At 54.7% G+C, this 25949-nt stretch carries 19 protein-coding genes; 9 read left to right on the forward strand and 10 right to left on the reverse strand.

The genetic code is table 11. The features are described from left to right. The first annotated feature begins 11 nt into the window (after positions 1-11). The 5 genes from J5067_RS04980 to J5067_RS05000 all read left to right on the forward strand — a co-directional run bounded on the left by J5067_RS04980 (position 12) and on the right by J5067_RS05000 (position 7247). Positions 12-1190, forward strand: a complete 1179-nt coding sequence (locus J5067_RS04980; RefSeq protein WP_264642778.1) for a cell wall metabolism sensor histidine kinase WalK — start codon at positions 12-14, stop codon at positions 1188-1190. Between the two features lie 99 nt (positions 1191-1289). Then, positions 1290-2426, forward strand: coding sequence for an efflux RND transporter periplasmic adaptor subunit (locus J5067_RS04985; protein ID WP_264650573.1), 1137 nt, complete (start codon positions 1290-1292; stop codon positions 2424-2426). Then, the gene (locus J5067_RS04990) at positions 2423-5509 is read left to right on the forward strand and encodes an efflux RND transporter permease subunit (protein ID WP_264650574.1); all 3087 of its coding nucleotides are present in this window, start codon (positions 2423-2425) and stop codon (positions 5507-5509) included. The genes J5067_RS04985 and J5067_RS04990 overlap by 4 nt, the downstream gene beginning before the upstream one ends. A 221-nt stretch (positions 5510-5730) precedes the next feature. Further along, positions 5731-6810 carry a histidinol-phosphate transaminase gene (gene hisC / locus J5067_RS04995; RefSeq protein ID WP_264627922.1) on the forward strand — a complete coding sequence of 360 codons (1080 nt, stop codon included), beginning with the start codon at positions 5731-5733 and terminating at the stop codon, positions 6808-6810. Positions 6811-6821: 11 nt separating this feature from the next. Beyond that, a complete protein-coding gene (locus J5067_RS05000; protein WP_264650575.1) occupies positions 6822-7247 on the forward strand; it encodes a GNAT family N-acetyltransferase in 426 nt (141 codons plus the stop codon). Positions 7248-7429: 182 nt separating this feature from the next. Here J5067_RS05000 and J5067_RS05005 read toward each other — a convergent pair whose 3' ends face one another. Beyond that, positions 7430-8725: an MFS transporter gene (locus tag J5067_RS05005; protein ID WP_264650576.1), complete on the reverse strand. Its 1296-nt coding sequence runs from the start codon at positions 8723-8725 to the stop codon at positions 7430-7432. Positions 8726-9154: 429 nt separating this feature from the next. Between J5067_RS05005 and J5067_RS05010 the strand changes: the two genes are divergently transcribed. The 3 genes from J5067_RS05010 to J5067_RS05020 all read left to right on the forward strand — a co-directional run bounded on the left by J5067_RS05010 (position 9155) and on the right by J5067_RS05020 (position 11948). Continuing rightward, positions 9155-10015, forward strand: coding sequence for an AraC family transcriptional regulator (locus J5067_RS05010; protein WP_264650577.1), 861 nt, complete (start codon positions 9155-9157; stop codon positions 10013-10015). Positions 10016-10043: 28 nt separating this feature from the next. Then, complete coding sequence (locus J5067_RS05015) at positions 10044-11108, forward strand: glutathione S-transferase (protein WP_264642785.1); 1065 nt, start codon at positions 10044-10046, stop codon at positions 11106-11108. A 75-nt stretch (positions 11109-11183) separates the two neighbouring features. Next, on the forward strand, positions 11184-11948 hold the full coding sequence (locus J5067_RS05020; protein WP_264642786.1) for an HNH endonuclease: 765 nt from the start codon (positions 11184-11186) through the stop codon (positions 11946-11948). A gap of 44 nt (positions 11949-11992) precedes the next feature. Here J5067_RS05020 and J5067_RS05025 read toward each other — a convergent pair whose 3' ends face one another. From J5067_RS05025 to J5067_RS05050, 6 genes are all read right to left on the reverse strand, one after another. Beyond that, on the reverse strand, positions 11993-12751 hold the full coding sequence (locus J5067_RS05025) for an amino acid ABC transporter ATP-binding protein (RefSeq protein ID WP_264642787.1): 759 nt from the start codon (positions 12749-12751) through the stop codon (positions 11993-11995). Beyond that, a complete protein-coding gene (locus J5067_RS05030; RefSeq protein WP_264642788.1) occupies positions 12738-13481 on the reverse strand; it encodes an amino acid ABC transporter permease in 744 nt (247 codons plus the stop codon). Before J5067_RS05030 ends, J5067_RS05025 begins: the two co-directional genes overlap by 14 nt. A 17-nt stretch (positions 13482-13498) precedes the next feature. Then, positions 13499-14341, reverse strand: a complete 843-nt coding sequence (locus J5067_RS05035) for a transporter substrate-binding domain-containing protein (protein ID WP_264650578.1) — start codon at positions 14339-14341, stop codon at positions 13499-13501. A gap of 66 nt (positions 14342-14407) precedes the next feature. Beyond that, a complete protein-coding gene (locus tag J5067_RS05040) occupies positions 14408-15373 on the reverse strand; it encodes a glutathione S-transferase family protein (RefSeq protein ID WP_264642790.1) in 966 nt (321 codons plus the stop codon). A gap of 189 nt (positions 15374-15562) precedes the next feature. After that, positions 15563-17518 carry an autotransporter domain-containing protein gene (locus tag J5067_RS05045; RefSeq protein ID WP_264650579.1) on the reverse strand — a complete coding sequence of 652 codons (1956 nt, stop codon included), beginning with the start codon at positions 17516-17518 and terminating at the stop codon, positions 15563-15565. A 120-nt stretch (positions 17519-17638) separates the two neighbouring features. Continuing rightward, a complete protein-coding gene (locus tag J5067_RS05050; RefSeq protein ID WP_264642792.1) occupies positions 17639-20260 on the reverse strand; it encodes an EAL domain-containing protein in 2622 nt (873 codons plus the stop codon). Between the two features lie 636 nt (positions 20261-20896). Here J5067_RS05050 and J5067_RS05055 point away from each other — a divergent pair. After that, on the forward strand, positions 20897-22474 hold the full coding sequence (locus tag J5067_RS05055) for a methyl-accepting chemotaxis protein (protein WP_264650580.1): 1578 nt from the start codon (positions 20897-20899) through the stop codon (positions 22472-22474). Positions 22475-22537: 63 nt separating this feature from the next. Here the strand turns inward: J5067_RS05055 and J5067_RS05060 are convergent, their stop codons facing one another. From J5067_RS05060 to J5067_RS05070, 3 genes are all read right to left on the reverse strand, one after another. Next, positions 22538-24817, reverse strand: a complete 2280-nt coding sequence (locus J5067_RS05060; RefSeq protein WP_264650581.1) for an excinuclease ABC subunit UvrA — start codon at positions 24815-24817, stop codon at positions 22538-22540. Then, the gene (locus J5067_RS05065; RefSeq protein WP_264642795.1) at positions 24814-25296 is read right to left on the reverse strand and encodes a MarR family winged helix-turn-helix transcriptional regulator; all 483 of its coding nucleotides are present in this window, start codon (positions 25294-25296) and stop codon (positions 24814-24816) included. Before J5067_RS05065 ends, J5067_RS05060 begins: the two co-directional genes overlap by 4 nt. 104 nt (positions 25297-25400) lie before the next feature. Continuing rightward, a complete protein-coding gene (locus tag J5067_RS05070) occupies positions 25401-25910 on the reverse strand; it encodes a ClbS/DfsB family four-helix bundle protein (RefSeq protein ID WP_264642796.1) in 510 nt (169 codons plus the stop codon). Between the last annotated feature and the right edge of the window lie 39 nt (positions 25911-25949).

Below are 25949 nucleotides of genomic sequence, written 5' to 3' on the forward strand. Positions count from 1 at the left end.
TGATGTCACCTATGAATAACACAAATCGCTACTCCTTCTGGCGTTGGATTTGCCTGCACATCCTCACCCTGGCTATCGGCACCGTGGTGATTATCGCGCTCTGTATGTGGTTGCGTTTCGAGATTTATAATTACTGGGTGATGCACGATATGCCGACGGCGCTGCGTGAAGAGTTCGAAGCGCTACGCCAGCACCCGCAAACCAACCCCGCACGTTTTCATGAGATCTTTGATGCCTGGTGGGGCATTGAATATACCGATCCCTCGATAGCCTCCTCCGACTGGATTATGGTCGGCGTGTTGGTGGCCGTGATGATCCCGTTCATCGTACTGATGGGCCTGCGCAGCGCTCGCCCGCTTTCCCTGCAGTTCGATCATCTGCGGGCCTCAGCACAGGCCGTCACTCAGGGCACATTCACTACCCAGGCGACGCTTGTCAGCCAGGCACCGGAGGAAATGCTGCGCTTTGCGCAGGATTTCAATAGCATGACGCAGCAGTTGGCCCGCTATGAGCGTGAACTGCACACGTCCCACGTTGCCATGGCCCATGAATTACGTTCGCCACTCACCGCCGCCATTGGTCGGCTTCAGGGCATGCTTGATGGCGTATTCGCACCCGAACCACAACAGCTAGCAATGGTGATGAAACAGTTGCAACATCTCAACCGCCTGATTGACGATCTGCACCTGATTTCTCTTGCCGACGCCGACAGGCTGATACTGGATCGCCGTGAGCACAATCTGGCAGACTTGATGCGCGAACGCGCGGCCTGGCTCAAGCCGCAGTCAGAAGCCGCAGGCATGCTGATTACCGTGCAGGCCGATACGCCTTGTCCTTATGTGGGTGATGCCTTTCGGCTTGGGCAGACCTTCACCGTGCTGATGGAGAATGCGCTGCGCTATGCCAGCGAAGGTCAACGCTTGGATATCACACTGACCGCCACAGAAAGCGGATATCAGATAGCATTTCGTGACTTTGGACCGGGTGTAACACCCGATTTTATTACTGACATGTTCGAGCGTTTTACCCGCGCTGACTCGTCACGCGCCCGCCATTCTGGCGGAAGCGGCCTGGGTCTTTCCATTGCGCGCGCTATCTGCAAAGCCCACGGTGGCACCATCACCGCCGAACTGCCAACGGGAAAAGGGTTACTGTTTCGGATTCAGTTGCCCGTTTCCCCTCATAAATAGCAAAAAAACGGCGACCCTTGATAAATCCTTGACAGAACATTCAAGAAATCTCGACAGGCACGGGGTGTAATGGCCTTCTCTTGAACAGGGAATGACGCCATGTGTGACACCTTTTCAACCTGTGCCCGTCACGGGTTACATCATCTTTTATCCCATTTGCCCGATATCAAGGGTGTGCTGATCCTGGCAGTATGGCTGCCCGCGCTGCTTGCCGGGTGTGATGGCAATAACGTGGCAAAAGACAGCGTGCCGCGCGCGGTGCGCTATACCACCGTTCCCTCACCCTCAGCGACCGCTGCTGGCGTATGGATTGGTGAGATACGCGCTCACGATGAAACCACGCTCGGGTTCCAACTGGAAGGACGGATCCTCAGCCGGCAGGTTGAAATAGGTGACAACGTCACCAAAGGCCAGCTTCTGGCGACCCTGGACAGCGACATCAACCGCAATCAACTCAACAGCGCCCAAGCCGAGGTCGAGAGCGCCCGCGCCGCCGAACAGGTCGCGGCCGCTAATCTGCGCCGTATGCAGGCATTAATGCCCTCCGGCGCTATTGCCAGGGTTGAATTGGACAATGCCACGGCAAACTGGCAGGCGGCACAATCGCGCAGGAAAAGCGCGCAAGCTACGCTTAACAATGCGCAAGAAAATCTGTCATGGACCCAACTCACCGCACCGCGCGCCGGTGTTATCACCGCCGTCAACGCGTCCGCCGGGCAGGTCGTGAGCGCAGGGCAAGCGGTATTCACCCTCGCGGCGGGCCAGGAACGCGATGCGGTATTCGATGTCACCGATCCTCAGGCAATGGCCGGACAGGGCGAATCTCGACTCAACGTCTCCCTGCTGAGCACGCCAGCGCTCACCACACCGGGGATATTGCGCGATATCAGCCCGCAGGCCGATCCGCAAACGCGCACCTGGCGCGTGCGCGTGCGGCTGGAAACACCCCCGGTTGCCATGACGCTGGGGGCGACGGTACGGGCGCAAATGCCTCGGGCGGCACCGGCAATGATGACCCTTCCCGCTTCCGCATTGACTCGCGCCGATGAACAGGCTGCCGTTTTTATTGTTACCCCGCAGAACCAACTGCAACTGCGCCCCATTGCCCTGGGCGGTTACTCCATCGCGTCGATTTTTGTCACAGCGGGCATTGAACCGGGTGAAAACGTGGTGACGGCGGGTGTGAGTAAATTGCGGGCTGGAGAAACCGTGGTCCTTGGGGAGAAGCAGCAATGAATTCGGCACGAAAAAAAGCGTGGTTTAATCTCTCTGATTGGGCACTCAAGCATCAGCAACCGGTGACATTTTTTATGCTGATGATTATTGCCGCCGGTATCTTCAGCTATGAAAAACTGCCGCGCAATGAAGATCCCGCTTTCACCATCAAAACCACCGTTATTGCAGCACAGTGGCCCGGTGCAACACTGACGGATACCGTCAATCTGGTTACCGATACCCTAGAGAAAAAGCTGCAAGAAATTCCCGGTCTGGATTATATCGAGAGTGAAACGCGCGCCGGACAGTCATTTATTTACGTCAACCTGCGCGATGATACTCCGCCAGCAGCAGTGCCTGATATCTGGTATCAGGTGCGCAAAAAAATGCAGGATATCGCCCCCTCACTGCCGCAAGGCGTTACGGGACCCAGCGTTAATGATGAATTTGATAACACCTTTGGCACAATCTATGGCTTTACCGCAGAAGGTTTTACTCCCCGTGAGTTGCGCGATCGGGTTGAGGACGTGCGACGTTCACTGATGAATCTGCCGGATATCGGCAAAATCACCCTGATAGGCGAACAGGAAGAACAGATCGTTATTGCTTTTTCACCGCAAAAACTGGCCGGTATGGGACTGGATGTGCAACAGGTGATGGCGGCCTTGAGCGCGCAGAACACCGTTGCCCCCGCAGGAACGCTGCGCACGGACCGGGATAATATTGCGTTGCGCGTCAGTGGTGCATTTCGCTCAGAAGAGAGCCTGCGTGATGTCACGCTCAATATCGGCGGACGTTACCTTCCCCTTACGGATATCGCTACCCTCAGCCGCCAACCCGTTGAACCGCCGGCATTGGCATTTCGGGTGAATGGACAACCCGCGATCGGTTTGGCGATTGCGATGGCTCCCACGGGCAACATGCTGCGTTTTGGTCAGGCGATTACGCACCGGATGACGGCCATTCAGGCACAGTTGCCCTATGGCATCGAATTAACCCAGGTTGCCAATCAATCCGCCGTGGTCGAACAGGCGGTTCACGGCTTCGTCAAGGTGCTGATCGAGGCGATAACCATCGTGCTGGCCGTTTCGTTTGTTTCGCTGGGATTACGCGCGGGTCTGGTGGTGGCGGCAGCCATTCCGTTGGTGCTGGCGATGACGTTTACCGGGATGATGTTGGCAGATATTGGCCTGCAACGCATCTCGCTGGGCGCACTGATCATTGCGCTGGGGCTACTGGTCGATGATGCCATGATCACCGTGGAAGCGATGGTGTCGCGTCTGGAAGCCGGTGACACCCTGCGACGTGCGGCCACCTATGCCTTTGAGACAACCGCGTTTCCAATGCTGACCGGCACGCTGGTGATGATCGCGGGTTTTATTCCGGTCGGTTTTGCCGCATCGAGTGCCGGAGAGTACTGTTTTTCCCTGTTTGCGGTCGTGCTGATGGCATTACTCAGCTCATGGGTCGTCGCCATTCTGTTCTCGCCGTTAACAGGCACCTGGCTGTTACCGCGCCGTCTGCCAGCCCGTTCCCACACTCAGGGCAAATTTATGCACGGTTATCACCGCTTGCTGCGGCACGTATTGCGTCATCGTTGGATAACCGTGACTTTAGCAATCGCGCTATTGGCGCTCTCCATGCTGGGTGCCACCTTTCTGCAAGGCGAGTTTTTCCCAACCTCCGATCGTCCCGAATTGCTCGTAAGCCTGACGCTGCCAGCCAATGCCTCGCAAACCGAGACTGCACGCCAAACCCAGCGGCTTGAACAGGCACTGCTCAGGAACCCCGATGTCGTTCGTCTGTCAAGTTACGTGGGCGGCGGTGCCATCCGTTTCTATTTACCGATGGACGTCTTGCAGGATAACGAAAATACCGCCCAGTTGGTGGTGGTCGCGACAGATTTGGCCGCCCGCGATCGGCTGAAGCAACAATTAAACGAGATACTGACGCAGCAATTCAGTGACATTGTCACGCGTGTTTCTCCACTGGAATTAGGCCCGCCCGTGGGCTGGCCGGTAAAATACCGTGTCACCGGGCCAGACTATGCCCAGGTACGCCATATCGCACAGCAGGTGGCGGCCATCGTTGGACAACAACCTGCGGCGCGCGAAGTGAACCTGACCGCCGGGGAACCCCAGCGCGTCATGACCTTCCAGATCAATCAGACTGAAGCTCGCGCACTGGGTTTATCGTCCAACAGCGTGGCACAGATGCTCAACACGCTGTGGTCTGGCAGCGTGGTGACCCAGGTGCGCGATGGGAATCATTTGATTGATGTGGTGCTGCGCGGCAGCGATGCGGAACGACAGAATAGGGATACCCTTCAGGCGCTAATGTTAACCACGCCTTCAGGCAAAAAGGTGCCGCTAGGCCGGATTGCATCACCGCTATGGGGCGTGGAAGATCCGGTGATATGGCGTCGTCAACGCTTGCCGTTTATCAGTGTACAAACCGATGTGGCACCGGGTATACACGCTCAGGCACTGTCTCAAGCGTTACGCCCTCGCGTTGATGCGCTACGCGCCACGCTGCCTGCGGGTTACCGTATCGAAGAAGGCGGTGCCAGCGCCGAATCAGACAAAGGCAATCGCTCGGTATACGCCGTATTGCCGGTCACACTGCTGACCATGCTTTTTTTGCTGATGGTTCAGTTGCAACGGTTTTCGCGGATGCTACTCGCCTTGATGATGGCGCCGTTTGGCTTACCAGGCATTGTGGCAGCCATGCTGCCTACCGGCACGCCAATGGGGTTTGTGGCGCTGCTCGGGGTGATTGCCTTAGCCGGAATGATTATCCGCAACGCGGTTATCCTGATCAGTGAAGTCGACAATCATTCTCGTCAAGGGTTGGCGCACGATGATGCCATTGTCGCCGCCGCGTTGCATCGCGCTCGGCCTATCCTGCTTACGGCCTGTGCCGCTATTCTCGGCATGATCCCGATTGCGCATCAGGTATTTTGGGGGCCAATGGCTTATGCGATTATCGGCGGGTTGATCTTCGCCACGCTGGTGACATTGACGCTACTGCCCGCCGCGCTCAGCCTGATGATGCAGCGGGAGAAAAACACACCGCGGACCATGCTCACCGCACCGACAGCCTAACGCCTTCTTTCTGTATGCCATCCTCCGCCTAAGCGGAGGATGACGTGTTGGTGGAGTGATAGTGTCCATTGCCTGTCACGCCTCATACCCGATACGGCTTTGCTTATGTTTTTTTGTTTATGGCCTGACACCAAATGTCCTGTTTATTGCCCCGCCTCCTCTGCCAACATGGCATAACACCCTCTATTGTCATTGCAAACATCTGGCAGGAATCCCTCACTATGCACTATCGTCCGGTTTTAGACGCGCTTCGCCGCTTTGATCCGCCGCAGGCGTTGCAAGACGCCAAAGGCCCATTGATCAATCTGGCGCTCAATGAAAACAGTCTTGGCTATTCCCCGCTGGTCGCGCAGGCACTCGGCGCGGCGCTGACCTCCGCCTCGCGCTATCCCTCCACCTTCTGCGACGAACTGCGAGAAAAGCTGGCTCGCCATCACGATATTGACCCGCAGCGTCTGGTATTTGGCAGCGGCATTTTTGAGATACTGTCGCTGATCAGCGCCGTATTCGTCAGCGACGGGGATGAGGTGGTGATCCCCACGCCCTCTTTCGGCTGGTATAACCTGACCACGCGGTTGAACGGCGGTACCGTGGTTGCCGTGCCTTTATCCGAACACGCCATTGACCTTGATGCCGTGCTGGCGGCTATCACGCCGCAAACGCGGTTGATCTGGCTATGCAACCCGCACAACCCGATGGGAACGATGGTTGCCTCGGGGGCGTTACAGGCGTTTCTCGCCAAGGTCCCTGCCGATATTCCCGTGGTGCTCGACGAAGCGTACCGTGAATATGCCGTGGCACCGGATGTGCCAGATGGCATTGCGTTGGCCCGCCAATACGCCAATCTGATTGTGTTGCGTACTTTTTCCAAAGCCTATGGCCTGGCGGGGTTGCGTATTGGTTATGCGGTCGCCAGTGTCGAAACGGCCAGTCTGTTGCATAAAGTCAAAGTGCCCCCCAATGTGAATCATCTGGCCCAAATTGCTGCCAGCGCCGCGCTGGAGGATAGCGATTTTCTGGCACGCTCTGTCACACTGGTGCGCGAGGGATTGGCCGATTACTATGCCTGCTGTGAGGCGTTGGGATTCGACTATATTCCGAGTTTCGCCAACTTTCTGATGATCAACCTGGAACGTGATGGCGACGAGGCCGCAAACGTGTTTCTCGACGCAGGCATCGTGCTGCGCTCAGGCCGGGAAGTGGGCCTTCCCTCGTGGATTCGCGTGACGATCGGCAATGCCGATGAGAACCAGCGGGTATTCGCAGTACTGTATCAACTGGCCGCGCAACGTCCGGCATGACAGGAAATAACATGGAAATAATCAGAGTGGCAGAACCCTGGCAGCTCGCTGCCGTGCACTACCTCCGGATTCAAGTGGCGTTGAGTCTGGATATTGCTATTTCCGGTGAGATCGACGAAAAACCGGGCGATAACTGCGACTATCTGCTGATCATGGACGGTGAAACGCCCGTGGCTACCGGGCGTCTGCGTCATTATCACGGACAGGCAAAATTCGAGCGGATCAGCGTTGCGGTTGGCTATCAGGGCAAAGGCATCGGCAGCCTGCTGATCCGTGAGATGGAAGTCTGGGCGGCAGAACTGGGGTTTACCCAGGTACTGATCACCAGCAAGTGGGACGTGCGCCAGTTTTATCTACAACTGGGCTATCAGACCGAAGGCGACATCATCGAGGGCGGCCTGTTCGCCTTGATTCGCGTGACCAAAACCTTGAATTGATGGGGCCCTAACCACAAAGGGCTCTACTCTCACCGTCATTCCCGCGCAGGCGGGAATCTCTTGCAGGTGAAACGCGTTTCTTCTGGCAGAGATCCCCGGCTTTCGCCGAGGATGACGAGAGGTAAAGCGACTCAGTGATCAATTTCAGGGCACCTCCGGTGCCCTTTAAACGTTTCCCTCGCTTATGCCGTCGTGGTGCCTGACTGCGATCGCGCCTGCCACAGGGCAAGCACCAGCCACACCGCACCCGCACTGGCGTAAGCCACTGGCGCGACATACATTGCCACCCCCAGGGTATAGCGATCGGACAACTGACCAACCAGCTCCGGACCAATCACACCGGCCAGGCCGGACGTCAATACGATGGAATAAGCCATGGCGCTGTTACGCAAATGCGGCGGCACCGTTTCAACAATCAGCGTGGTCAAGGTTCCGGCGCTAAAGCCAAAGGCGGCAATCCCGGCCGCAATCCCCACCTGCGCGTGTGACAGCGTCGGGCTGCTATAGGCCAACGAAAATGCCAACGCCGCCAGCAGTGAAGTGCTGGCTAAAAACAGCGGGAATCCCCAGCGATACTGACGCAATAACAGGCTGGAAAAATACCCGCCAATCAGCCCCATTGGCAGCGTGTACAGCAACACCTGCGCCAAAAAACCTGATGCCTGCGGATTGGTGAGCGCAAAAACGCGATGCAAATAAGCCGGTATCCAGATTTGTACCGACATAGCGATAAAAAACAGCAACAAGGCAACCGTGTGCAGCACGTAGGCCGGAAAACGGAACACCGCCAGACTGTCCCGTATCCCGGTTTTTTCGCTTATCGTGTTTCCCGGCTGCGCGCCATCCATCGCACCAATGGTCGGCTCTTTCACGCGCAGCAACAGCAGTACCAGCACAATACCCGGCAACCCCGCGACAAAGAACGCCGTGCGCCAGCCATACTCGCTGGCCAGCAGGCTACCGAGCGCAAGCGCGGCGGCGGTACCGATTTTATTTCTCAACATGTATAGCGAAAACACCACGTTGCGCCAACGCGGACGGTAAAGATCCGCCAACCAGCCCGGTGCGACGGTGTTATAGGCCGCCTCACTGAAACCGGTGAGCACGCGCCAAAACAGCAAACCGATAAAACCGGCAGCCAGCCCCGTCGACAATGACGCCACGCTCCACACCGTCGCGCCAATCAATAACACCGTTTTACGACTAAACCGGTTCGCCAGCGTGCCCATAATCGGCGCACCAAGGATACCAGCCAGGGTGAACATGGAAGAGAAGCGCCCCATTTGCTCATCGCTGAAACCAAACTCCGCTTTGATGGGCGTCAGCAGGGAGGAGATAATGGCTGAATCCAGCACGCACACCACGCCCAACATCCAGATAAACGCCAGAGACAGGTGGCTACTTTGCTGCCACCCGGACGCCGCAGGCAAGGCCTGATAATACGAGTCACTCAATAATTCTTTTTGCGATACCGCCATGGCAATGCCCTCACCAATACTATTTTCAGTAATCCATCGGTCGTGATCGCTATTGTTTAATAACAGACGCTGACGGCAAAAGGACAATCCGTGCCACGGATAGATGAAAACAGACTTTCGTTAGCTGTTTTATTGCATTGCTATTGAGGGGATATCCTGATTACATTTTTAGTCATGATGACATCACCACAAAGCACCAGGTGAAAAATGGAATCGCAACGCGCGGGTATGCTGTCGCCGAACAGCAGAGGCCCTGTCCCGGCACATCAACCGCTCGGGACCAATGACCGATTTTTTACATTATTTCAAATATCAGGTTTATTACTCTCTTCAGCCAATAAATCTATTTTAACTGAGACATTGCAACAGCAATTTGCTATTTATCCTACACAGCGAGATTGGTCATCCACTACCATTTCCTATCAGGAAATGCGTTATATTTTTGAGCATCTGTGGTTGGGAGAAGATAAAGACCGGAGCGCGTGTTTATTCAACCATGCGGCGCGGATTAATTACACCAGTTTTGGTACGATCAGTCTGGCAGCAATGGCATTAAACAACGGTGAGGAAAGTATTCGTTTTTGTGCCAAACATTTCCAAACGCCGTGGAGTGCGGTGCCAGAAGCCAATCGCAATGGAGGCCTTAGCCTGCTGCACATTCCCAGATTTTACGATCCGGAGCTGCGCGCGACGCTTGAACACTTTCACTTTGTGAACTGCTTTGCGGTTTCCCGTTCCCACACGCCGGGCATCCCTATTGCAGACAGCGTGCGCTTTACGCGCTCCTGCGGCATTGCTAAATCCACGCTTGAGCACTATTTCGGCTGTCCGGTTTTCTTTGATGAGGGGATCGCGCAAATCGATTTCTCACTCCAGTGGCTTAACCGCCCCACACCCGCGCTAAACAGTGCACTGCGTACGCAGGCCGAGCGGCTGGCGGCCACAGTGGCGGGCCGCATCAGGGATAAACACAGCCTGCTTCAGTTTTTGCAGGCACATCTGGACACCATTCATTCTGCCGACGACATGGCGCGGCTGCTCAGCATCAGCCGCCGCACGCTGGCCCGCGTCCTCGATCAGCAAGGTGCCAGCTACTCCATTTTGTCGCGTGAAGTGCGTCTCACCGAAGCCCGTCGCCTGCTGCGCAGCGGTGTTACCACAGAGCATATCGCCGAGCGCTTAGGGTTCTCTGATGAACGCAGCTTCCGGCGCGCCTTTAAATCCTGGTGCGGGAGTAGCCCATCCGACTACCGCAGTGGTCAGGAGCAGTTTTTACATTCGTTGAAATGATCGCCAGTTACCCTGATGAGGAGTGGTTATGTCTACCGTGCTATACCCAGAAAAAACCGTTGAGCAAACCGATGATGGCGGGTTTCGCCGCCAAAGTAACGCTTTCACCAGCCGTTTCGGCACAGGCAGCCATCAACTGCCGGTCGAAGCAGGTCGCTACCGCCTGATCGTCAGCGCTGGCTGCGGCTGGTCACGGCGCGTTCTTATTTTACGTCGCCTGTTGGGGTTAGAAACGGCAATCTCCGTGGGATACGTATCGCATCGCGACAGCGACGGTTGGCTGTTTGCCGGTCAACCTGACGGCGTTGATGCGGTGCTTGGCGTTAAACGACTCAACGATCTCTATCGCCGCACCATCCCTGACTACACCGGGCGCGGCACCGTACCGACGCTGGTCGATTTGAAAACCGGTAAGGTGGTTAACAACGACTACCACACCCTGCCCTACGATCTCGAAACGGCGTGGGCTCCGTTGCACAGTGCAACGGCACCGGATCTTTATCCCAGCGCGTTACGTCCCGCCATCGACCTGCTTAACCAGCAGATTTTTGACGATGTCAACAATGGCCCGTACAAGATCCTGTTTGCCAACTCCCTGCTGGCCGCGCGGGTAGCCAAAAATATCTTTGAAGCGCGACTGGCCGATTACGACCACCGCCTGACGACCCGGCGCTATCTGTTCGGGGCCCAGATTACCGATTCTGACGTGCGCTTATTCCAAACATTGCTGTCGTATGACCGGGGATACCGCCCCAGCCTGCCTCCCGAACTGGGCACCGCGTTCGCCATCAGCGATTTTCCGCACCTGTGGGCCTATGCCCGCGATTTGTTTGCCACGCCGGGCTTTGCCGATGATGCCGATAAGGTTGCCACCGGCTTGTTGCCTCAGGCCGATGGCACCTATCGCTATGGGTTTGGCACCGAACGCATCGCCAGCGTTACCGACGATGCGGCGCTGACGCGCTGGCAAGCCCCTCACCAGCGCGATGTATTGACTGGCTCACCGTTGGCCTCCGGCCCCGGCGGCGCTGGCACGGAGCGCTATTGGTCCTGGCTTGAGAGAACAGCCGCGGTGAATTCAACGAACGTATAGGTATGCAATGGCCGCCCAGCCTGGCATAGTAAAGGTTACAGATAACGCGTTGAATTACTTGCCGGGAAATCGCTTATGGCGGCCATAAATCGCTGGACGCGGGAACAGTTACTGGTGGCTTTTACGCTCTACAGTCAGATCCCTTTTGGAAAATTGCATGCGCTCAATCCTGATATTATCCATTATGCAGGGTTGATTGGCCGCACACCGTCGGCACTGGCGATGAAGCTGGTGAACATAGCCAGTCTGGACCCTTTTATTATCGAATCAGGACGTCGCGGTCTGACGGGCGCATCGAAAGCGGATCGCGAATTGTGGCAGGAGATGGATCGGGATAGCGATGCCTTTGAGCAGCAATGCCAATCCGCGATGACCACGCTGGAAAAACCGCTGACGGCGTTGCAAGAGACTCCCGCAGCAGATTTCAGTGGCAGAGAAAAAACCACCATCATCAAAGCGCGTGTCGGGCAGCAACTGTTTCGCAAACGGGTGTTGGACGCCTACGAAAACCGGTGTTGTCTAACCGGTCTGGAAGAGCCGATGCTGCTGGTTGCCAGTCACATCCGTCCCTGGAATAACGCGGTTGAACATCGCCTTGATCCGAGTAACGGCCTGTGCCTTTCCAGCTTGCATGATAAAGCCTTCGATCGCGGATTGATCACCTTTAACGATCACCTCGAACTGGTGCTTTCCCCCCGCATCAAGCAGCTAAAAAGCGCGGCGAGTGAACAAAGTTTCGCAAAATATGAAGGGCATGCGCTCAGGCTGCCCATCGCCTTTCCGCCCGATGTCAGTCAACTCGCGTACCACCGCCAGCATATCTTTATCGCTACGCACTAAATCGCGTGAAACACGCTCCCCACAGGGAGCGCGATGCGTGTTGTTTAAATCTGGTATTCGGGCTCTAACCGTCGGTAGTAGCGGGCCAGAAACGCTTTGGTGCGCTCATGTTTCGGGTTATCAAACACCTGCTGTGCGCTGCCATCCTCAATGATTTTTCCCTTTTCCAAAAAAAGCACCCGGTTGGCAACCTGACGCACAAAATCCATCTCATGGGAAACAATGATCATGGTATTGCCCTCCAGCGCCGCCTGTTTAATCACATCCAGCACCTCCGTCACCAATTCGGGATCCAGTGCCGATGTCGGTTCATCCAGCAGCAAAATTTGCGGCTCCATCGCCAATGCGCGCGCTATCCCTACCCGCTGCTGCTGCCCACCGGAGAGGTGGCGTGGGTAATAATCAGCACGCTCAGCCAGCCCAACCTTTTTTAATTGGGCCATCGCCACCTTTTTTGCTTTTTCTTTCGGGTATTTTTTGACGATGGTTAAGCCTTCCATTACATTCTCCAGCGCCGTTTTTTGCTGAAACAGGCTGAATTGCTGGAACACCATGGCCGTGCTCTGTCGCAGACGAACCAAGTCACGACGCGGTAATGTCGCAAGATTGAACACCTCGCCAGCGATGGTCACTTCGCCGTGTTCGGGCTGTTCAAGGCGATTGATGCAGCGCAGCAGCGTTGATTTCCCCGCGCCCGAAGAGCCAATAATCGCCATCACGTCCCCTTTCGCGAGGTGGAACGAGATATCATTCAGGATGGTGTCGTTCTGAAAGGTTTTCGATAAATGTTTAATGTCGATCACTGGCTATCGCTCCCTTATTGACCAGCGGACGCTCAGGTATCCGAATTCGGGCTTCTATTACTTTGATCAGCGCCTCAATAATAATGGTGAGCCCCCAATAAATCAGCGCCAGCGAGACATACACTTCGAAATAGCGATAGTTGCTGCTCGCCAGGATCTTGCCGCGCGCAGTTAATTCAATCACCGAACAGACAAATGCCAATGAGGTGCCCTTCAATAAACCGATCAAGGCGTTGCCTAAGGTGGGCAGTGCCACCACAAAGGCTTCTGGGATCGTCACGCGTCTCAACACCTGAAGGGGCGTCATGCCCAGCGATTGGGCGGCTTCGATCTGTTTTTTATCCACCGACAATAGCGCGGCCCGAATACTTTCTGAATTATATGCCGCTTCATTGAGCGAAAAAGCCAATAACACAAACAGTAGCGTGGGAATATCATTGACGCTGTAATCGGTCTGGTTGTAATAATTGTAATATTTTAGCAGGATAGGAATGCCGTAATAGGTCAGGTAGAGCTGGACAATCAACGGCGTCCCACGAATAAAAGAGACAAACACGCCCGCGCCTGAATTAAGCAACCAGATGCGTTTAATTCTGATTAACGCAATAGCAAACCCCAGAATAACACCGGCGATCATTGAAAACGCAGTGATCAACAGCGTTACCGGTAAATACTCCAGTAACGCCGGGATCTGCGTAAAAACCAATTTTATGTCAAAAATAGTAGGCATTCAGCGCAGACCTTCTTTTATTTGGGTGCGTAGTCGCCGTGGAAATATTTCTGACTGATCGCCGTTACCGTGCCATCCGCGATCAATTTCTGTAACTGCGCATTGATGTCGTTCGCCAGGATCTCTCCCTTCGTGCCTTTGGCAACCAGGAAGTAGCTGTAAGGCGCAGCGATAAGCCCGCTTTCTTCTTTGCTAAGCGGTATCACCTTCAGTTTCAGCTGGTACTCTGCGATGTACTGTTCCAGCATCGATTTATCAATCAACTGGAAGTCTGCTCTGCCACTCTCTACGTTCTGCAATACGGGTAACAGCTCCGCTTCGGTGTACTTCAGATTGACCGGATTCTCTTTATGTTGCTGGTTATACTTTTCCAACGCGGTGGTGAAGTTGATACCCGGATTGACTTCCGTGGATTTCCCCAGCAGATCTTTCAAAGAATGAATACTGTCATTTTTTTCACTGATGGCAATCACAAACTGGTTTTCAAATATCGGCTGCGTAAAAATGTATTTTTCTTTGCGCTGTTTGTTTTCAGCAAAGTTATTTGCACCGACCTGAAAACGGTCGGAATCAAGTCCGGCCAATATTGAGGGGAATTCGGTGGTAGTAAAAGAGACTTTATATTGCGGCAGATGGCTGAACACCGCTCTGGCGAGATCAATATCATAGCCTACCAGCTGATTATCCTTATCAAAATAGGTAAAAGGTCGCGGGCCGGCCGAAGTGGCGACCACGATATTAACCGGTTTATCCGTCGTGGCTGCGTTGACAGGGTCAATGCCATAAAAACCGCCGATAGCCACACCGGCACCCACTAAAAAGAACGACGCAACCGCGTGCCTGGTCATCTGTAAATTCATGGTTGTTATCCTGATCGTAAGAAATAGGTTGTTATCTCGCATCCACTATCATGCGCAATTGTCGTATTACAGCGCGGCGCGCTGGTGGGAGAAATGCCAGAGCGATACATCAGGCCCTTTTGCCAGAATTTGATACGGGTTGGCGTTGAAATCGCCTAACTGGTAACCCTGTTTGATGGCATGAAAATCGGTGGTGTCGCCAAAACCCGGCGTCTGGTAGAGATCGCGCGCATAGCCCCATAAATGCGGAAAATCGATCACGCGATTGCGGTTGGTGCGAAAAACGCTGTAGTACGCCACATCAAAGCGCGCCAGCGTGACGTATAACCTGACGTCCGAATCCGTAATGCGGTCACCAAACAAATAGCGTTGGCTGGCAAGGCGCTGCTCTAAAATATCCAAGCGATTAAATAAAGTGTCCCATGCGGATTCATAAGCAGATTGCGTCTGCGCAAATCCGGCTTTATACACGCCATTGTTGACGTCATGGAAAATAACCGCATTCAGTGCATCAATCTCCGTGCGTAACGCTTCAGGATAGAGATCGGGGGCATCCGGCTTATGAAATTTTTTAAATGCCACTTCGAAATAATTCGTCAACTTAAAATAGTCGTTATTTACCACAATCCCCTTTTTCACATCGACCACGGCGGGCACCGTGGCACGCCCGGTATAATTGGCATCGCTTTTGGCATAAATTTCGGGCAAATAATGAATGCCCAATACCGGGTCAACGCCACCTTCATCCAATGAAAAGGCCCATCCACGCGTGGTTCTCACCGGGTGTGCCGTTCCCAGACTGATAACATCCTCTAATCCCAACAGTTTTCTCACAATCACCGCACGGTGCGCCCAGGGGCAAATAGGCGTCCACAGCAGACGATAACGATCCTTTTCTACTGGAAGTTCACCCGGCTTATCACCGAAAGGGGTGGTAAAACGATTCTGTTGTCTGATAAATGCGCCATCTTGCGCAATTTCATGAGTAATTTCTGATGTGGCAATATTACTCACGGTGTTAGTTGTCATCATCCTGTCCTTTAGCCAATAGGGTGCCGATGCTTATTCTTAAAAGAGAATAAAAGCTTAATTGAAATATTTTTTTGAATTATGCGCGCTACGATAAGCAAAGTTAAATGCGGAAAACGGATATGTTTAGCAAAAAAAAACCTGCGACAACCTTTGTTATCGCAGGTGAAGGTAAAGGTTAATGCGCGGTTATCAAAACATCCACTGAAGGCCCAAGGTATATTGCGTTTGATCGCCGTCATCATGGGAAAAACGGCTGCCCACTTCGGTGTAGACATTCAGGTGTTTTTCCGTCACCCACTGTAAGCCCAGCGCGGCACGACCAAAATGTTTATCCGGTGATGCCACTTGCACGCTACGCGCCCCGCCGCCATCGCGCGCATGAACGGTAAAACGGTCATTTAATCCATCGGCCAACTCATTGACCCAACTCACTGACGCATAAGGGTGCAGTGAGAAGGTGGAATTGAGATCGATATTACCGCGCACGCGCCAGCCAAGACGCGCTTCCAGCGAGTTCAGGTTCTGTTTTTCATAGCGAACCGCAGTGCGTAAAGATTCCCGGTCATCAAAGCCGTTGATGCGATAATGGCTATAATCCATCTCGACCAAAGGGCCGGTGCGCCACGCGCCCAGTGAGAAATCATAACCGCTCATCAAACGCGTGCTGATAAACTGGGCTTGCGTTTCACCGCTCAGCGTATTATCCAACAGCACCGGCCCCCCCGCAGACTGGATATGCACATCACGACGGGTATCGATTGAGGCGCGCCCGCCTGAGATATCCCCAGCGGCCCACAGCGGACCGCCGTCATGCCACAGGGAATAGAGTCCGGCCTGCCAGGTATCACTTTTCAGGTGCCCATTACGTTCCAGTTCATCGGTATTGCGCATGACGCTCAGGCTGCCACCAACGGTGACGCTGTCACTTAGTGTATAATCCAGCAGTGCGTAGGCCATCACCGCACGCGCATTTTTTTGTGGAGCCAGATCGAACCCGGAAGATGGCAGTTGCTGCCCTTCAATCCCGACGGCACCGTCCAGCGATCCTGTCCGTCGTGGCAAATCCTGGAGCATCGACCAACGCTGGCTGTGAAGATCGGCCAACGATTGATGCTGGCGTTTCACACTGTCTTCCATGGCGCGCTGCATATCTGCCGCCGACATTGCAGAATGAAGTCGATCGGTATCGGAGATTTCCAGCAGCAAACGCGAGATCAGGCGAGAAACGTCGCTCAGCCGCTGCGCCACGCGATCGGGACCCAACGCGTCTGTCAGCACCGTTTCGTTGTCAAGGGCGGGGTTATGCCAGGTTGCGCCACCGGGAATGGCCGGATTCGTGGTCTGTTCATAACCGTCTAAATCGCCGATGTTCCAGTTGGTCGCCTCCATATACAGCACCGGGATGTTAAAGGCATTGTTAAAACTGTCACCGTCGCTACAACAGCCGGTACCAGCGGGATAATCAGGATTAAGGCCCGGGTTGGTAAACAGCGCTATTCCCAACTCTTTGGCGATACGCAACGTCTGTTCGCGCAAGCTGGTCAGCGCGGGATTTGCCACGCTGTTGCTGCCCGCATGGGCATACAGCATGTCACCGGTGATCATGCTGTCCATGTTGATCATCGCCTTGAGATTGCCGTCATAACCGTCGGCCTGCAAGGCATTGACCAACGCCTGCGAGCCACGCAGCCCCTCTTCTTCCGCACCGAATGCGGCAAATACCAGGGATTTCTCTGTTTGAACGCCGCTGAAATTACGCGCGATTTCGGTCAGGATAGCCGCGCCAGACGCGTTATCGTCGAGCCCTTGTAACGTCGGGCGATTGAAGTACGTGTCAAAATGCGCGCCGGTGATGATGTAATCGTTGCTTACCCCTTGATTATAAACCAGCACGTTTTGTGAGGCGCGCGAACTGCCCCCTGCCGTCCAGGTAAAATCCTGTCTGACTGCGGTATACCCGGATGACAGCATGCGCTGCTCCATCCAGTCCGCTGCGCCGGCAAAATTATCCGTACCGCGATAGCGTCCGGGGTAATCATGGATCAGACGATCCACGGTCACCTGTGCGTAATCGCCATAGTCCACTGCCCATGCGGAAGAAGAAAGACACGCCAATCCCACAGCCACTGCTATTTTTTTTATCATTTACTGCATCCCTTATGATTTTTGCTGGTGTAACTGTTTCCAGCGTAAGGGTTTATGCAGTTTTTCGTTAATACGTTAATAATATGAAACATTAGGAAACAATCCGGCTCACGCGCGAATTTAGTGACTCTGCGTATCCTCAATAGAGACAGAGCCATCTGCATCGCACTGTTTGCGCGCCGCTAACCAGCAGCCCATCTGGTCAGGTGCCATCGGCTTGGCAAACAGGTAGCCTTGCGCCACCGGATAGCCCTGTTCGCGCAGAAACCGATTTTGCGCTGGCGTTTCAATACCTTCGGCAACCACGGTGAGAGACAGGCTATTGCCAATCCCTAAAATGGCGCTGCTCAACGCCCGCGCCGCTTCATCTGCCTCCAAATCGGCGACAAAACTGCGATCCAGTTTTAGCTCGGTAACCGGCAAGCGGCGCAGATAGCTGAGACTGGAATAGCCGGTGCCGAAATCATCCATCGACAGGCGCACCCCTTGCTCACGCACTTCAGCAATGGTTTTCATGGTATTGGGGTTGGTATCGAGCAGCACGCTCTCGGTGAGTTCGAGGGTTAAATGCTCCGGCGACAACGCATGACTGGCGAGGGTAGACGCAATCATGCGCGGCAGATCGAGGTTGTGGAAACTGGTGGGCGACAGGTTGACAGAAACCGAGGGCACCGGCAGTCCTGCATCCCGCCAGGCGGCCAGTTGGCAGCAGGCTTCGCGCAGCGCCCAGCGGCCCAAATCGGCGATCAATCCGCAATCTTCTGCCAGCGGAATAAAACGCGTTGGCGGAATACTGCCAAGCTGCGGGTGCGTCCAGCGCGCCAGCGCTTCCACACCGTACAGTTTCCCGGTTGCCAGCTCAATTTGCGGCTGGTAGTGCAAGGAGAGTTGATTGAGCTTCAATGCCTGGCGCAGTGCGGTTTCCAACGCAAGACGTTCTTGCGCCAGTTGATTCATTTCATTGCTGTAGAAACGGGATTGCCCACGTCCACCACTTTTGGCCTGATACATCGCCATATCGGCGCGATGCAGCAGCGTATCCAAATCTCGACCGTCGGTCGGAAACATGGCGATCCCGACGCTGGCGGATATCGACACACTGGTGCCCAGCAGCAGCATGGGTTCAGCCAGTACCGATTGAAGCTGCTCAACCCTATCGCCCACCTGGCCCATGCCGCATCCCGGCAAAATCACCACAAATTCGTCACCGGAAAGTCGCCCGGCAATGTCCACCGCCCGCAACTCATGACGCAAGCGGGCGGCCACCTGTCGCAACAGTTCATCCCCCGCCGGATGTCCCAGCGAATCGTTGATTTGTTTGAAGCGATCGAGATCGATAAACAAAAACGCCATCTCGTCGTCGTCGCGGGTGGCGGCGGCGATAGCCTGATCGGTAGTGGCTTCGAGCAGGCTGCGGTTCGGCATTCCCGTCAAGCTGTCATAGAACGCCAGTTGGCGCATGCGCTGGCGTTCATGCTCACGCACCAGCGCCAGCGCACATAAATGGGTACAGGCATCGATCAATCCTTGATGAAACGCTCTCGCCATGGTGTTGCGCGGCGTGCGGAAGTAGAGCGCGAAGGTGGCGATAACCTGCCCATGGTTGTTGCGGACCGGCGTAGACCAACAGCCAATGTAACCGAGCGGCAGGATCAACTGGCGATAACCTTCCCAGAGGGGATCCGTCGCAATGTCATCGACAATCACCACCTCGTTGCGAAACGCCGCGGTGCCGCATGCCCCGGCTTTTGGTCCTATCGAGCTGCCGTCCAGCGCCTGAGAATACTCATCGGGCATGCTGGGTCCGGCCAGCGGATGCAGTTTGCCGTAATTATCGACCTCCAAAATGGTGGCCGCGATATCGGGCGCAATGCGCTCCACTTCGCGACACATCAGATTAAGCACCTCTGCCAGCGGACGCTCTGCCACCAACGCTTCAAGCGCCTGATGCTGTAATACCTCATGCATCTTTGCGCTGGTAATATCGGTCAGCGTCGATACGGTATACAACAGGCTGCCCTCTGCGTTCATGACCGGGTTCGAGATCACTTTTGCCCAATAACGCTGTCCGTGTTTTCCGACCAGAACCTCTTCCCGCTCGAACGGTTTGCCAGAACGCAAAATGGTGCGTAGCCCCTCCACCATCACGCTATCTTGTTGGGGCGAAATCAGGGCTATCGGCCTTTGCCCTATCGCTTCGTCTGCCGTCCAGCCAAACATATGCACGAAACCAACGTTGACATAGATAATCTGCCACTGCGCATCGCTGATCAGCACCGCGGTATCCGTGGCATCAGCCACCAGTGACAAACGCCGCAGGCGCTCATTCTGGTCATGTTCGTGCTGGACTCTGACGCTGACATCCATGGCGATTTTCAGAATATGCTGCACCTCGCCGCCGTCGTCACGCACCGGAATGTAAGTGGCTTCAAGCCAGAGTTGCGCCCCATCGCGGCGCTGACGCTCAACCAGATCGGAATGGGGCGCGCCTTGACGCAGACTGTCCCAAAATGCGGAATACGCCGGGCTGTCGGCAAACGCAGGAAAGCAAAATTGACGGTGATCCCAGCCACAAATCTCATCGGCACGGTAGCCAAACAGCGAAAGATAGTTTTGATTCGCTCGGCGCAACCCGCCATCGAGATCAAATTCCGCAATCGCCATGCCCTGATCCAACGCGTTAAATTGCTGTGCTATAGCCTCGGCAGAGAGCGATTCGGCTCGGTTAAGTGCTCCAAACATTGTTTTAGCTCCTCATTATATGAACCGCGATCGTCCCTTATCCGAGGCTCTACGCCAAAAAAGTTAATTCCGGAGGCAATCCACATAACGCGCAAATATAAATATCATTGATACGCAAATATTCAGCATAAAGCGCACGTTGTGTATTTTTTATCATGTGGAAAAATAGCGTATTCACAGCAAATAGCGGTTATAACCACCTTTAACCTGGCCATGAAATAAATAAAATTTTTGTCACACCCGTTAATTAGCACGCTAAATATTCAATGATTTCATAATGATAATAACGAGACATGCAGCAGCAACGGCATCCATAGACAGTATAAGTATGGTACTAAATCGGCATAAGGCCATTTTTCTATAAAGAAGCAGGTTAGCGTGCCGATAGAGGTATTAATAAGGAAAACCAATAAATAATATGGACTTATCTGCCTAATAAAACGACAGGTGGTGTAAGAGTACCACGTTGTAAATGTTATCTGCGGCTGCCAAGGATGGGCGGTTGGTGAGCCAGCCCTCCCTCCTTGCATCTTCAGACTGCACGTTTTCACAACGCCGTCATTTCCTTATTGAAACACTACGCCAGCGCCTAGTGTGACGTTTGATCTGCTTGAAAACGAGAGAAGAGACTACACCATGAAACTACGCACTCGGATTATGCTGCTTTGCGGCGCAACACTATTGGGTCTATTGATTTTATCTGCTGTAGCGTTGAATACACTCTATTCTTCGCTGATGAAAGAGCGCACCAGCCACCTGACAACGTTGGTTGAGTTAGCGCAAGCCTCCGCACAAAAAGCGTATGACCGGGAAAAGGCAGGTCAGATCAGTCATGACGAAGCCATGGCCGAAGCCAAACGTGCCATTGGCAGCTTTCATAAAGATACACGCTATTTCTTCGTACTCGGCTACAGCGATGACGTGAACTATGTTCACCCTGACGCCAAACGCGTCGGTATTGTGGATGCCAACGGCGGCCGAGAATCCGGCGTGCGTAACCGTGATGCGCTTAAGCAGGCCGCGCAGCAAGGCCAGCCCCTAGCCTTCACCTCGGGTAAGGGCATGCGCCCCGGTACGGATGGCCTGGTTGATAAACTCTACGCCATCACGCACTTCGAACCCTTCGACTGGATCATTGGCACCGGCGACTATATCGATGATATTCAGCAGACGTTCTGGCGCAATGCGCTGATGCTGCTGGCGCTCGTTACCGTGTTAATACTCGCCACCACGCTGTTGGCCTGGAACATGCTGCGCACGTTACTGCGTCAATTGGGCGGTGAGCCGCAATACGCGGTAGAAGTGGTACGTGAAATCGCTGACGGTAACCTGACCGTTGACGTGCAAACGCGTCCAGGCGACAACAGCAGTATTTTGTTTGCCATCAGAGCCATGCGCGACAAACTGGCTGATTTGGTGAGCCAGGTACGCAGCAGCACCCACTCCATCACTACCGCATCGATGCAAATTGCATCCGGTAACGAAGACCTGTCATCACGCACCGAATCGCAAGCCAGCGCGTTGCAGGAAACCGCCGCCGCGATGGAACAACTCACCTCGACGGTACATAACAACGCAGAGAATGCCCGCAACGCCAATGCGTTGGCGCAGTCTGCCTCCGACGTCGCTGTTCGCGGTGGTGCTGTGGTTAAACAAGTGGTGAATACCATGGATTCCATCAACGGCTCGTCGCGTAAAGTGGTGGACATCATCGGGGTGATTGACAGCATCGCCTTCCAGACCAATATTCTGGCGTTAAATGCCGCCGTCGAAGCGGCGCGTGCCGGTGAACAAGGTCGCGGTTTTGCCGTGGTCGCCACCGAAGTGCGCACGCTGGCACAGCGCTCCGCGTCTGCCGCCAAGGAGATCAAGGGCCTGATCGATGACTCAGTATCCAAAGTGGATGAAGGCACCACGCTGGTGAAACGTGCCGGTGTTACCATGAGTGAAGTGGTTGAAAGCGTGCAACGCGTGACAGCCACCGTTGCTGAAATCAGCGCCGCCAGCGCAGAACAAAGCTCAGGTATTGAGCAGGTCAACCTGGCCGTTGCGCAGATGGATCAAAGCACCGAGCAAAATGCCGCACTGGTGCAAGAAGCGCTGGCCGCCGCCAAATCGCTCAGCGATCAGGCTCAGGGATTGTCTCGCACCGTGGCTCAGTTCCGCGTTGACGATGGTAGTGACATCCTGCCCGCGTTGGCACGGTTAAACTAAGCCGAAAACCGCCTGGCGCGAGAGCGCTTATCTCGCCCAGGCGTTCGGTTGATGGCGAACCGATCATGCATTCATCGCGGCCTTGAGAAACGGGCCGGTAATCGAATCCGGTGCATCCATCATCGCTGAGGCCGTTCCCGCAAACACCACCTGTCCACCACGGTGCCCGGCACCCGGCCCCATTTCAATCAGCCAGTCAGCATGTGCAATCACATCCAGATTGTGCTCAGCCACAATCACGGTATGACCGCGCTCGACCAGCCCATCAAACAGCGCCAGCAATCGGTCCACATCCGCACGGTGTAAACCGGTGGTAGGTTCATCAAACAGATACAGCGAACCGCCCTCTTCCAGTTGAGATGCCAGTTTCAACCGTTGTCGTTCACCGCCGGAAAGTGTACTCAGGCATTGGCCCAACGGCGCATAGTCTAAACCGACGCGCTGCAAACGCTGCAATAACCGCACAATGGGCGCATGACCGGAAAAATGCACCATGGCTTGCGCCACAGAGAGCGCCAGTGTCTGCACCATGTTTTTCCCTAAATAGTCCACCGCACGCGCAGCATGATTAAATCCGCTGCCTGCACAGGCTTCGCAGGGCGTTTCAACGCTGTCCATAAACGCCAGATCGGTGTGTATCATTCCCAGTCCTTTGCATTCCGGGCAAGCCCCTTGTCCGTTGCTGCTAAACAGGCTGGCGGGATGCCCACTGACACGCGCAAACAACGCGCGGATAGGCTCCACTATCCCCATATAGCTGGCAATCGTTGACCGACGCGTTCCGCCAAGCGCGCGTTGGTCAATCAGCACGGCATGCGGATAGTGGCGTGGCAACAGTCGGTTCACTAACGTGCTTTTCCCCGCCCCCGCTACGCCGGTGACAACGGTGAGTGCTCCCATAGGGAATGTCACATCGATATGATGCAGGTTATGCAACGAAACATCATGCAACGACAATTGCCCGGTCGTCACGCGCGGTTGGGTATTAAGACGTAAGGGACGGGAAAGCGCACGGGCGGTTGGCGTATCCGCGAGTCGTAATCCGGCATAATCCCCCTGATAGACCACGCGCCCGCCGTCAATACCGGCGGCCGGCCCCATATCAACAATGTTATCGGCGATGGCGATAACCGCCGGATCGTGCTCCACCACCAGCACCGTATTGCCTTTGTCACGCAAACCGCGCAACAAGGTATTGAGTTGATGCACATCGCGTGGATGCAAGCCTGCACTGGGCTCATCAAAGATATAGGCGATATCGGCAAGGTTGCTATTCAGATACCGCACCATTTTGACTCGTTGCGCTTCTCCGCCGGACAAACTTGCTGTCGCGCGCGCCAGACTCAGATAATCCAATCCCAACGTCGCCATTTGCTCCAGTCGCTCGATCATTGCCGCTACCACCGAGACAACCGGAGCAATCGCCAACCCGCGCAAAAAAATCAGCAACTGCCCGACCTCCATTGCCGCACAATCCGCAATCGACTTGCCCGCAATGTTGCACGACAGCACGGTGGGGTTAAGCCGCGCGCCCACACAATCAGGACAGGTCTGGCGCGCGATCACCGCGGCCAACCCTTCACGCTCCGCCTGTGTCAAACGGCTGGGTTCATGATCGAGATAAGCGCGTCGAAAGCGCGGGATCACCCCCTGATAGCGCGCGGTTGCTGGCCATCCAGGTAAAGGCTGCGTCACCGCGCGATCGTCGTCATACAGTAAGGTCTGCCACTCGGCGGACGAATAGTCTGACAGCGGTTTGTCATTATCAAACAGCCCAGAGCAGACGTAGCGTTTCCAGCGGTAGCTACCGGGCGCAAACGTGGGAAAGCGAATCGCGCCCTGATTGAGCGATCGGCGGCGATCGAACAGCCGTTCAATATCAAGCTGATCTACCACGCCGAGCCCCTGACACTGGGGGCACATACCCTGAGGATGATTAAAAGAAAACACGTTTGCATAGCCAATAAAGGGCTGACCAGCACGAGAAAACAACAGGCGTAGCAAAGGCTGAATATCGGTCGCGGTGCCGACCGTGGAACGCGCATTACCGCGCAGCGGTTGTTGATCGACAATAATGGATGCGGGCAGATAACGTAAGGCATCAGCCTGCGGCTGACCGTAATGCGTGAGTCGATGGCGGATAAACGCGCTGTGGCTTTCGTTGAACTGACGCTGTGATTCTGCGGCTAGCGTGTCAAACACCAGTGAGGATTTGCCAGAGCCGGATACGCCGGTAAACACGGTGATACACCCTTTGTGAATACGCAAGCTGACATTACGCAGGTTATTTTCACGCGCGCCGATAATCTCCATATCACGATAACCTCGGATCGCGTTGCTCATGGTTGATCCGCCCCGGCCCGCGCCTCCTGCATGGCTAATGCCGCACTGACCTTCTCGCACAGCTCAGTGAAAATGGCTTGCTCACCCGCAGACAGGGCTTCCATTGCGCGCTGTGCCGCATCGCGGCGGCCGTCTGCCGCCCGCGCCAGAAAATCGCGCCCGAGTTCGGTTAATACGGTAACTTGCGCACGCCGATCGTCATCGTCCTGCACCTGTGCGATCAGCCCCAAATCTTTCAAAACGCGTAGGGATTTGGATACGCCGGTGCGAGCAATACCCAGTCGCTCGCCCAATGCAGAAGGCGTCATTCCGCCTTGCAGTCGCAGCAGTTCCAAAATGTCATACTGCCCCCAGCTTACGGCTTCTGGCGTATAACGCGCTCGCCGAGCCACCAGCACACACTGCAAACCGGACAACGCGTTTTCCAACGCGCTGGGTTCCGGCAGCTTGCCGTGTTCAGACATCGATAACCTTGTCACTTGCATTCCTTACAGAAACCAATTTGGCTATAAATCGTGATTTATATAGTAAATTGGTTTCTATTTGGAAATCAAATGATCATTGCACACCTGCATTGAGTGCACTAATCACCTTTCCCCTTACGCCATTTACGCAAACGCCCATGCGCGTTGTTATAAGGGGAAGAGGTATTGAATTGAATCATGCGGCCTTGCGTCCATTTTCCGTACCACGGCTGGCCGTAAAGTTGCTCATCGCTGCTGGCGTTGATGTGAGCAACAATGTGCGCCTGAGCGGCGATCAGACGTTCAATCACCTGCGTAAAAGGGAGTGCCTCATAATCGTGATAGAATTTTTGTGCCAACCGACCCAGCTCATTCCATTTGAACCCTGTTTCAGGAAAATCAATGGGCTCACCGGCGGCATCCCGCGCCAGCCATTTCAGCACCAGTTCATTCCATCCCAACAGATAGGCGGCGAGGTTGTTCACGCTCATCATCGTGTCTTTAGCGTGTCCCGGCAGGCTTGGTTCATCCACAACTGCGGCAGGCACCTGCGCAAACTCCTTGCACAGCTTACTGAATTCGCCGTCGATTGCCGCCAACAACGCGGCTTTGTCTTGTGGAACCGCCATCCTCTTTCCCCGTCTTAACGCGAATACTGCTGAGCGATA

Source organism: Candidatus Symbiopectobacterium sp. NZEC151, assembly GCF_025962655.1.
Lineage (GTDB): Bacteria > Pseudomonadota > Gammaproteobacteria > Enterobacterales > Enterobacteriaceae > Symbiopectobacterium.

Bases quoted from the DNA above. Each gene is read 5' to 3' on its own strand.
- J5067_RS05010 (WP_264650577.1), top strand. From the start codon at position 9,155: ATGCGTTATATTTTTGAGCATCTGTGGTTGGGAGAAGATAAAGACCGG.
- J5067_RS04990 (WP_264650574.1), top strand. From the start codon at position 2,423: ATGAATTCGGCACGAAAAAAAGCGTGGTTTAATCTCTCTGATTGGGCA.
- J5067_RS05030 (WP_264642788.1), bottom strand. From the start codon at position 13,481: ATGCCTACTATTTTTGACATAAAATTGGTTTTTACGCAGATCCCGGCG.
- J5067_RS05050 (WP_264642792.1), bottom strand. From the start codon at position 20,260: ATGTTTGGAGCACTTAACCGAGCCGAATCGCTCTCTGCCGAGGCTATA.
- J5067_RS05045 (WP_264650579.1), bottom strand. From the start codon at position 17,518: ATGATAAAAAAAATAGCAGTGGCTGTGGGATTGGCGTGTCTTTCTTCT.
- J5067_RS05015 (WP_264642785.1), top strand. From the start codon at position 10,044: ATGTCTACCGTGCTATACCCAGAAAAAACCGTTGAGCAAACCGATGAT.
- J5067_RS05060 (WP_264650581.1), bottom strand. From the start codon at position 24,817: ATGAGCAACGCGATCCGAGGTTATCGTGATATGGAGATTATCGGCGCG.
- J5067_RS05055 (WP_264650580.1), top strand. From the start codon at position 20,897: ATGAAACTACGCACTCGGATTATGCTGCTTTGCGGCGCAACACTATTG.
- J5067_RS05070 (WP_264642796.1), bottom strand. From the start codon at position 25,910: ATGGCGGTTCCACAAGACAAAGCCGCGTTGTTGGCGGCAATCGACGGC.
- J5067_RS04980 (WP_264642778.1), top strand. From the start codon at position 12: ATGAATAACACAAATCGCTACTCCTTCTGGCGTTGGATTTGCCTGCAC.
- J5067_RS05000 (WP_264650575.1), top strand. From the start codon at position 6,822: ATGGAAATAATCAGAGTGGCAGAACCCTGGCAGCTCGCTGCCGTGCAC.
- J5067_RS05035 (WP_264650578.1), bottom strand. From the start codon at position 14,341: ATGAATTTACAGATGACCAGGCACGCGGTTGCGTCGTTCTTTTTAGTG.
- hisC (WP_264627922.1), top strand. From the start codon at position 5,731: ATGCACTATCGTCCGGTTTTAGACGCGCTTCGCCGCTTTGATCCGCCG.
- J5067_RS05005 (WP_264650576.1), bottom strand. From the start codon at position 8,725: ATGGCGGTATCGCAAAAAGAATTATTGAGTGACTCGTATTATCAGGCC.
- J5067_RS04985 (WP_264650573.1), top strand. From the start codon at position 1,290: ATGTGTGACACCTTTTCAACCTGTGCCCGTCACGGGTTACATCATCTT.
- J5067_RS05040 (WP_264642790.1), bottom strand. From the start codon at position 15,373: ATGATGACAACTAACACCGTGAGTAATATTGCCACATCAGAAATTACT.
- J5067_RS05020 (WP_264642786.1), top strand. From the start codon at position 11,184: ATGGCGGCCATAAATCGCTGGACGCGGGAACAGTTACTGGTGGCTTTT.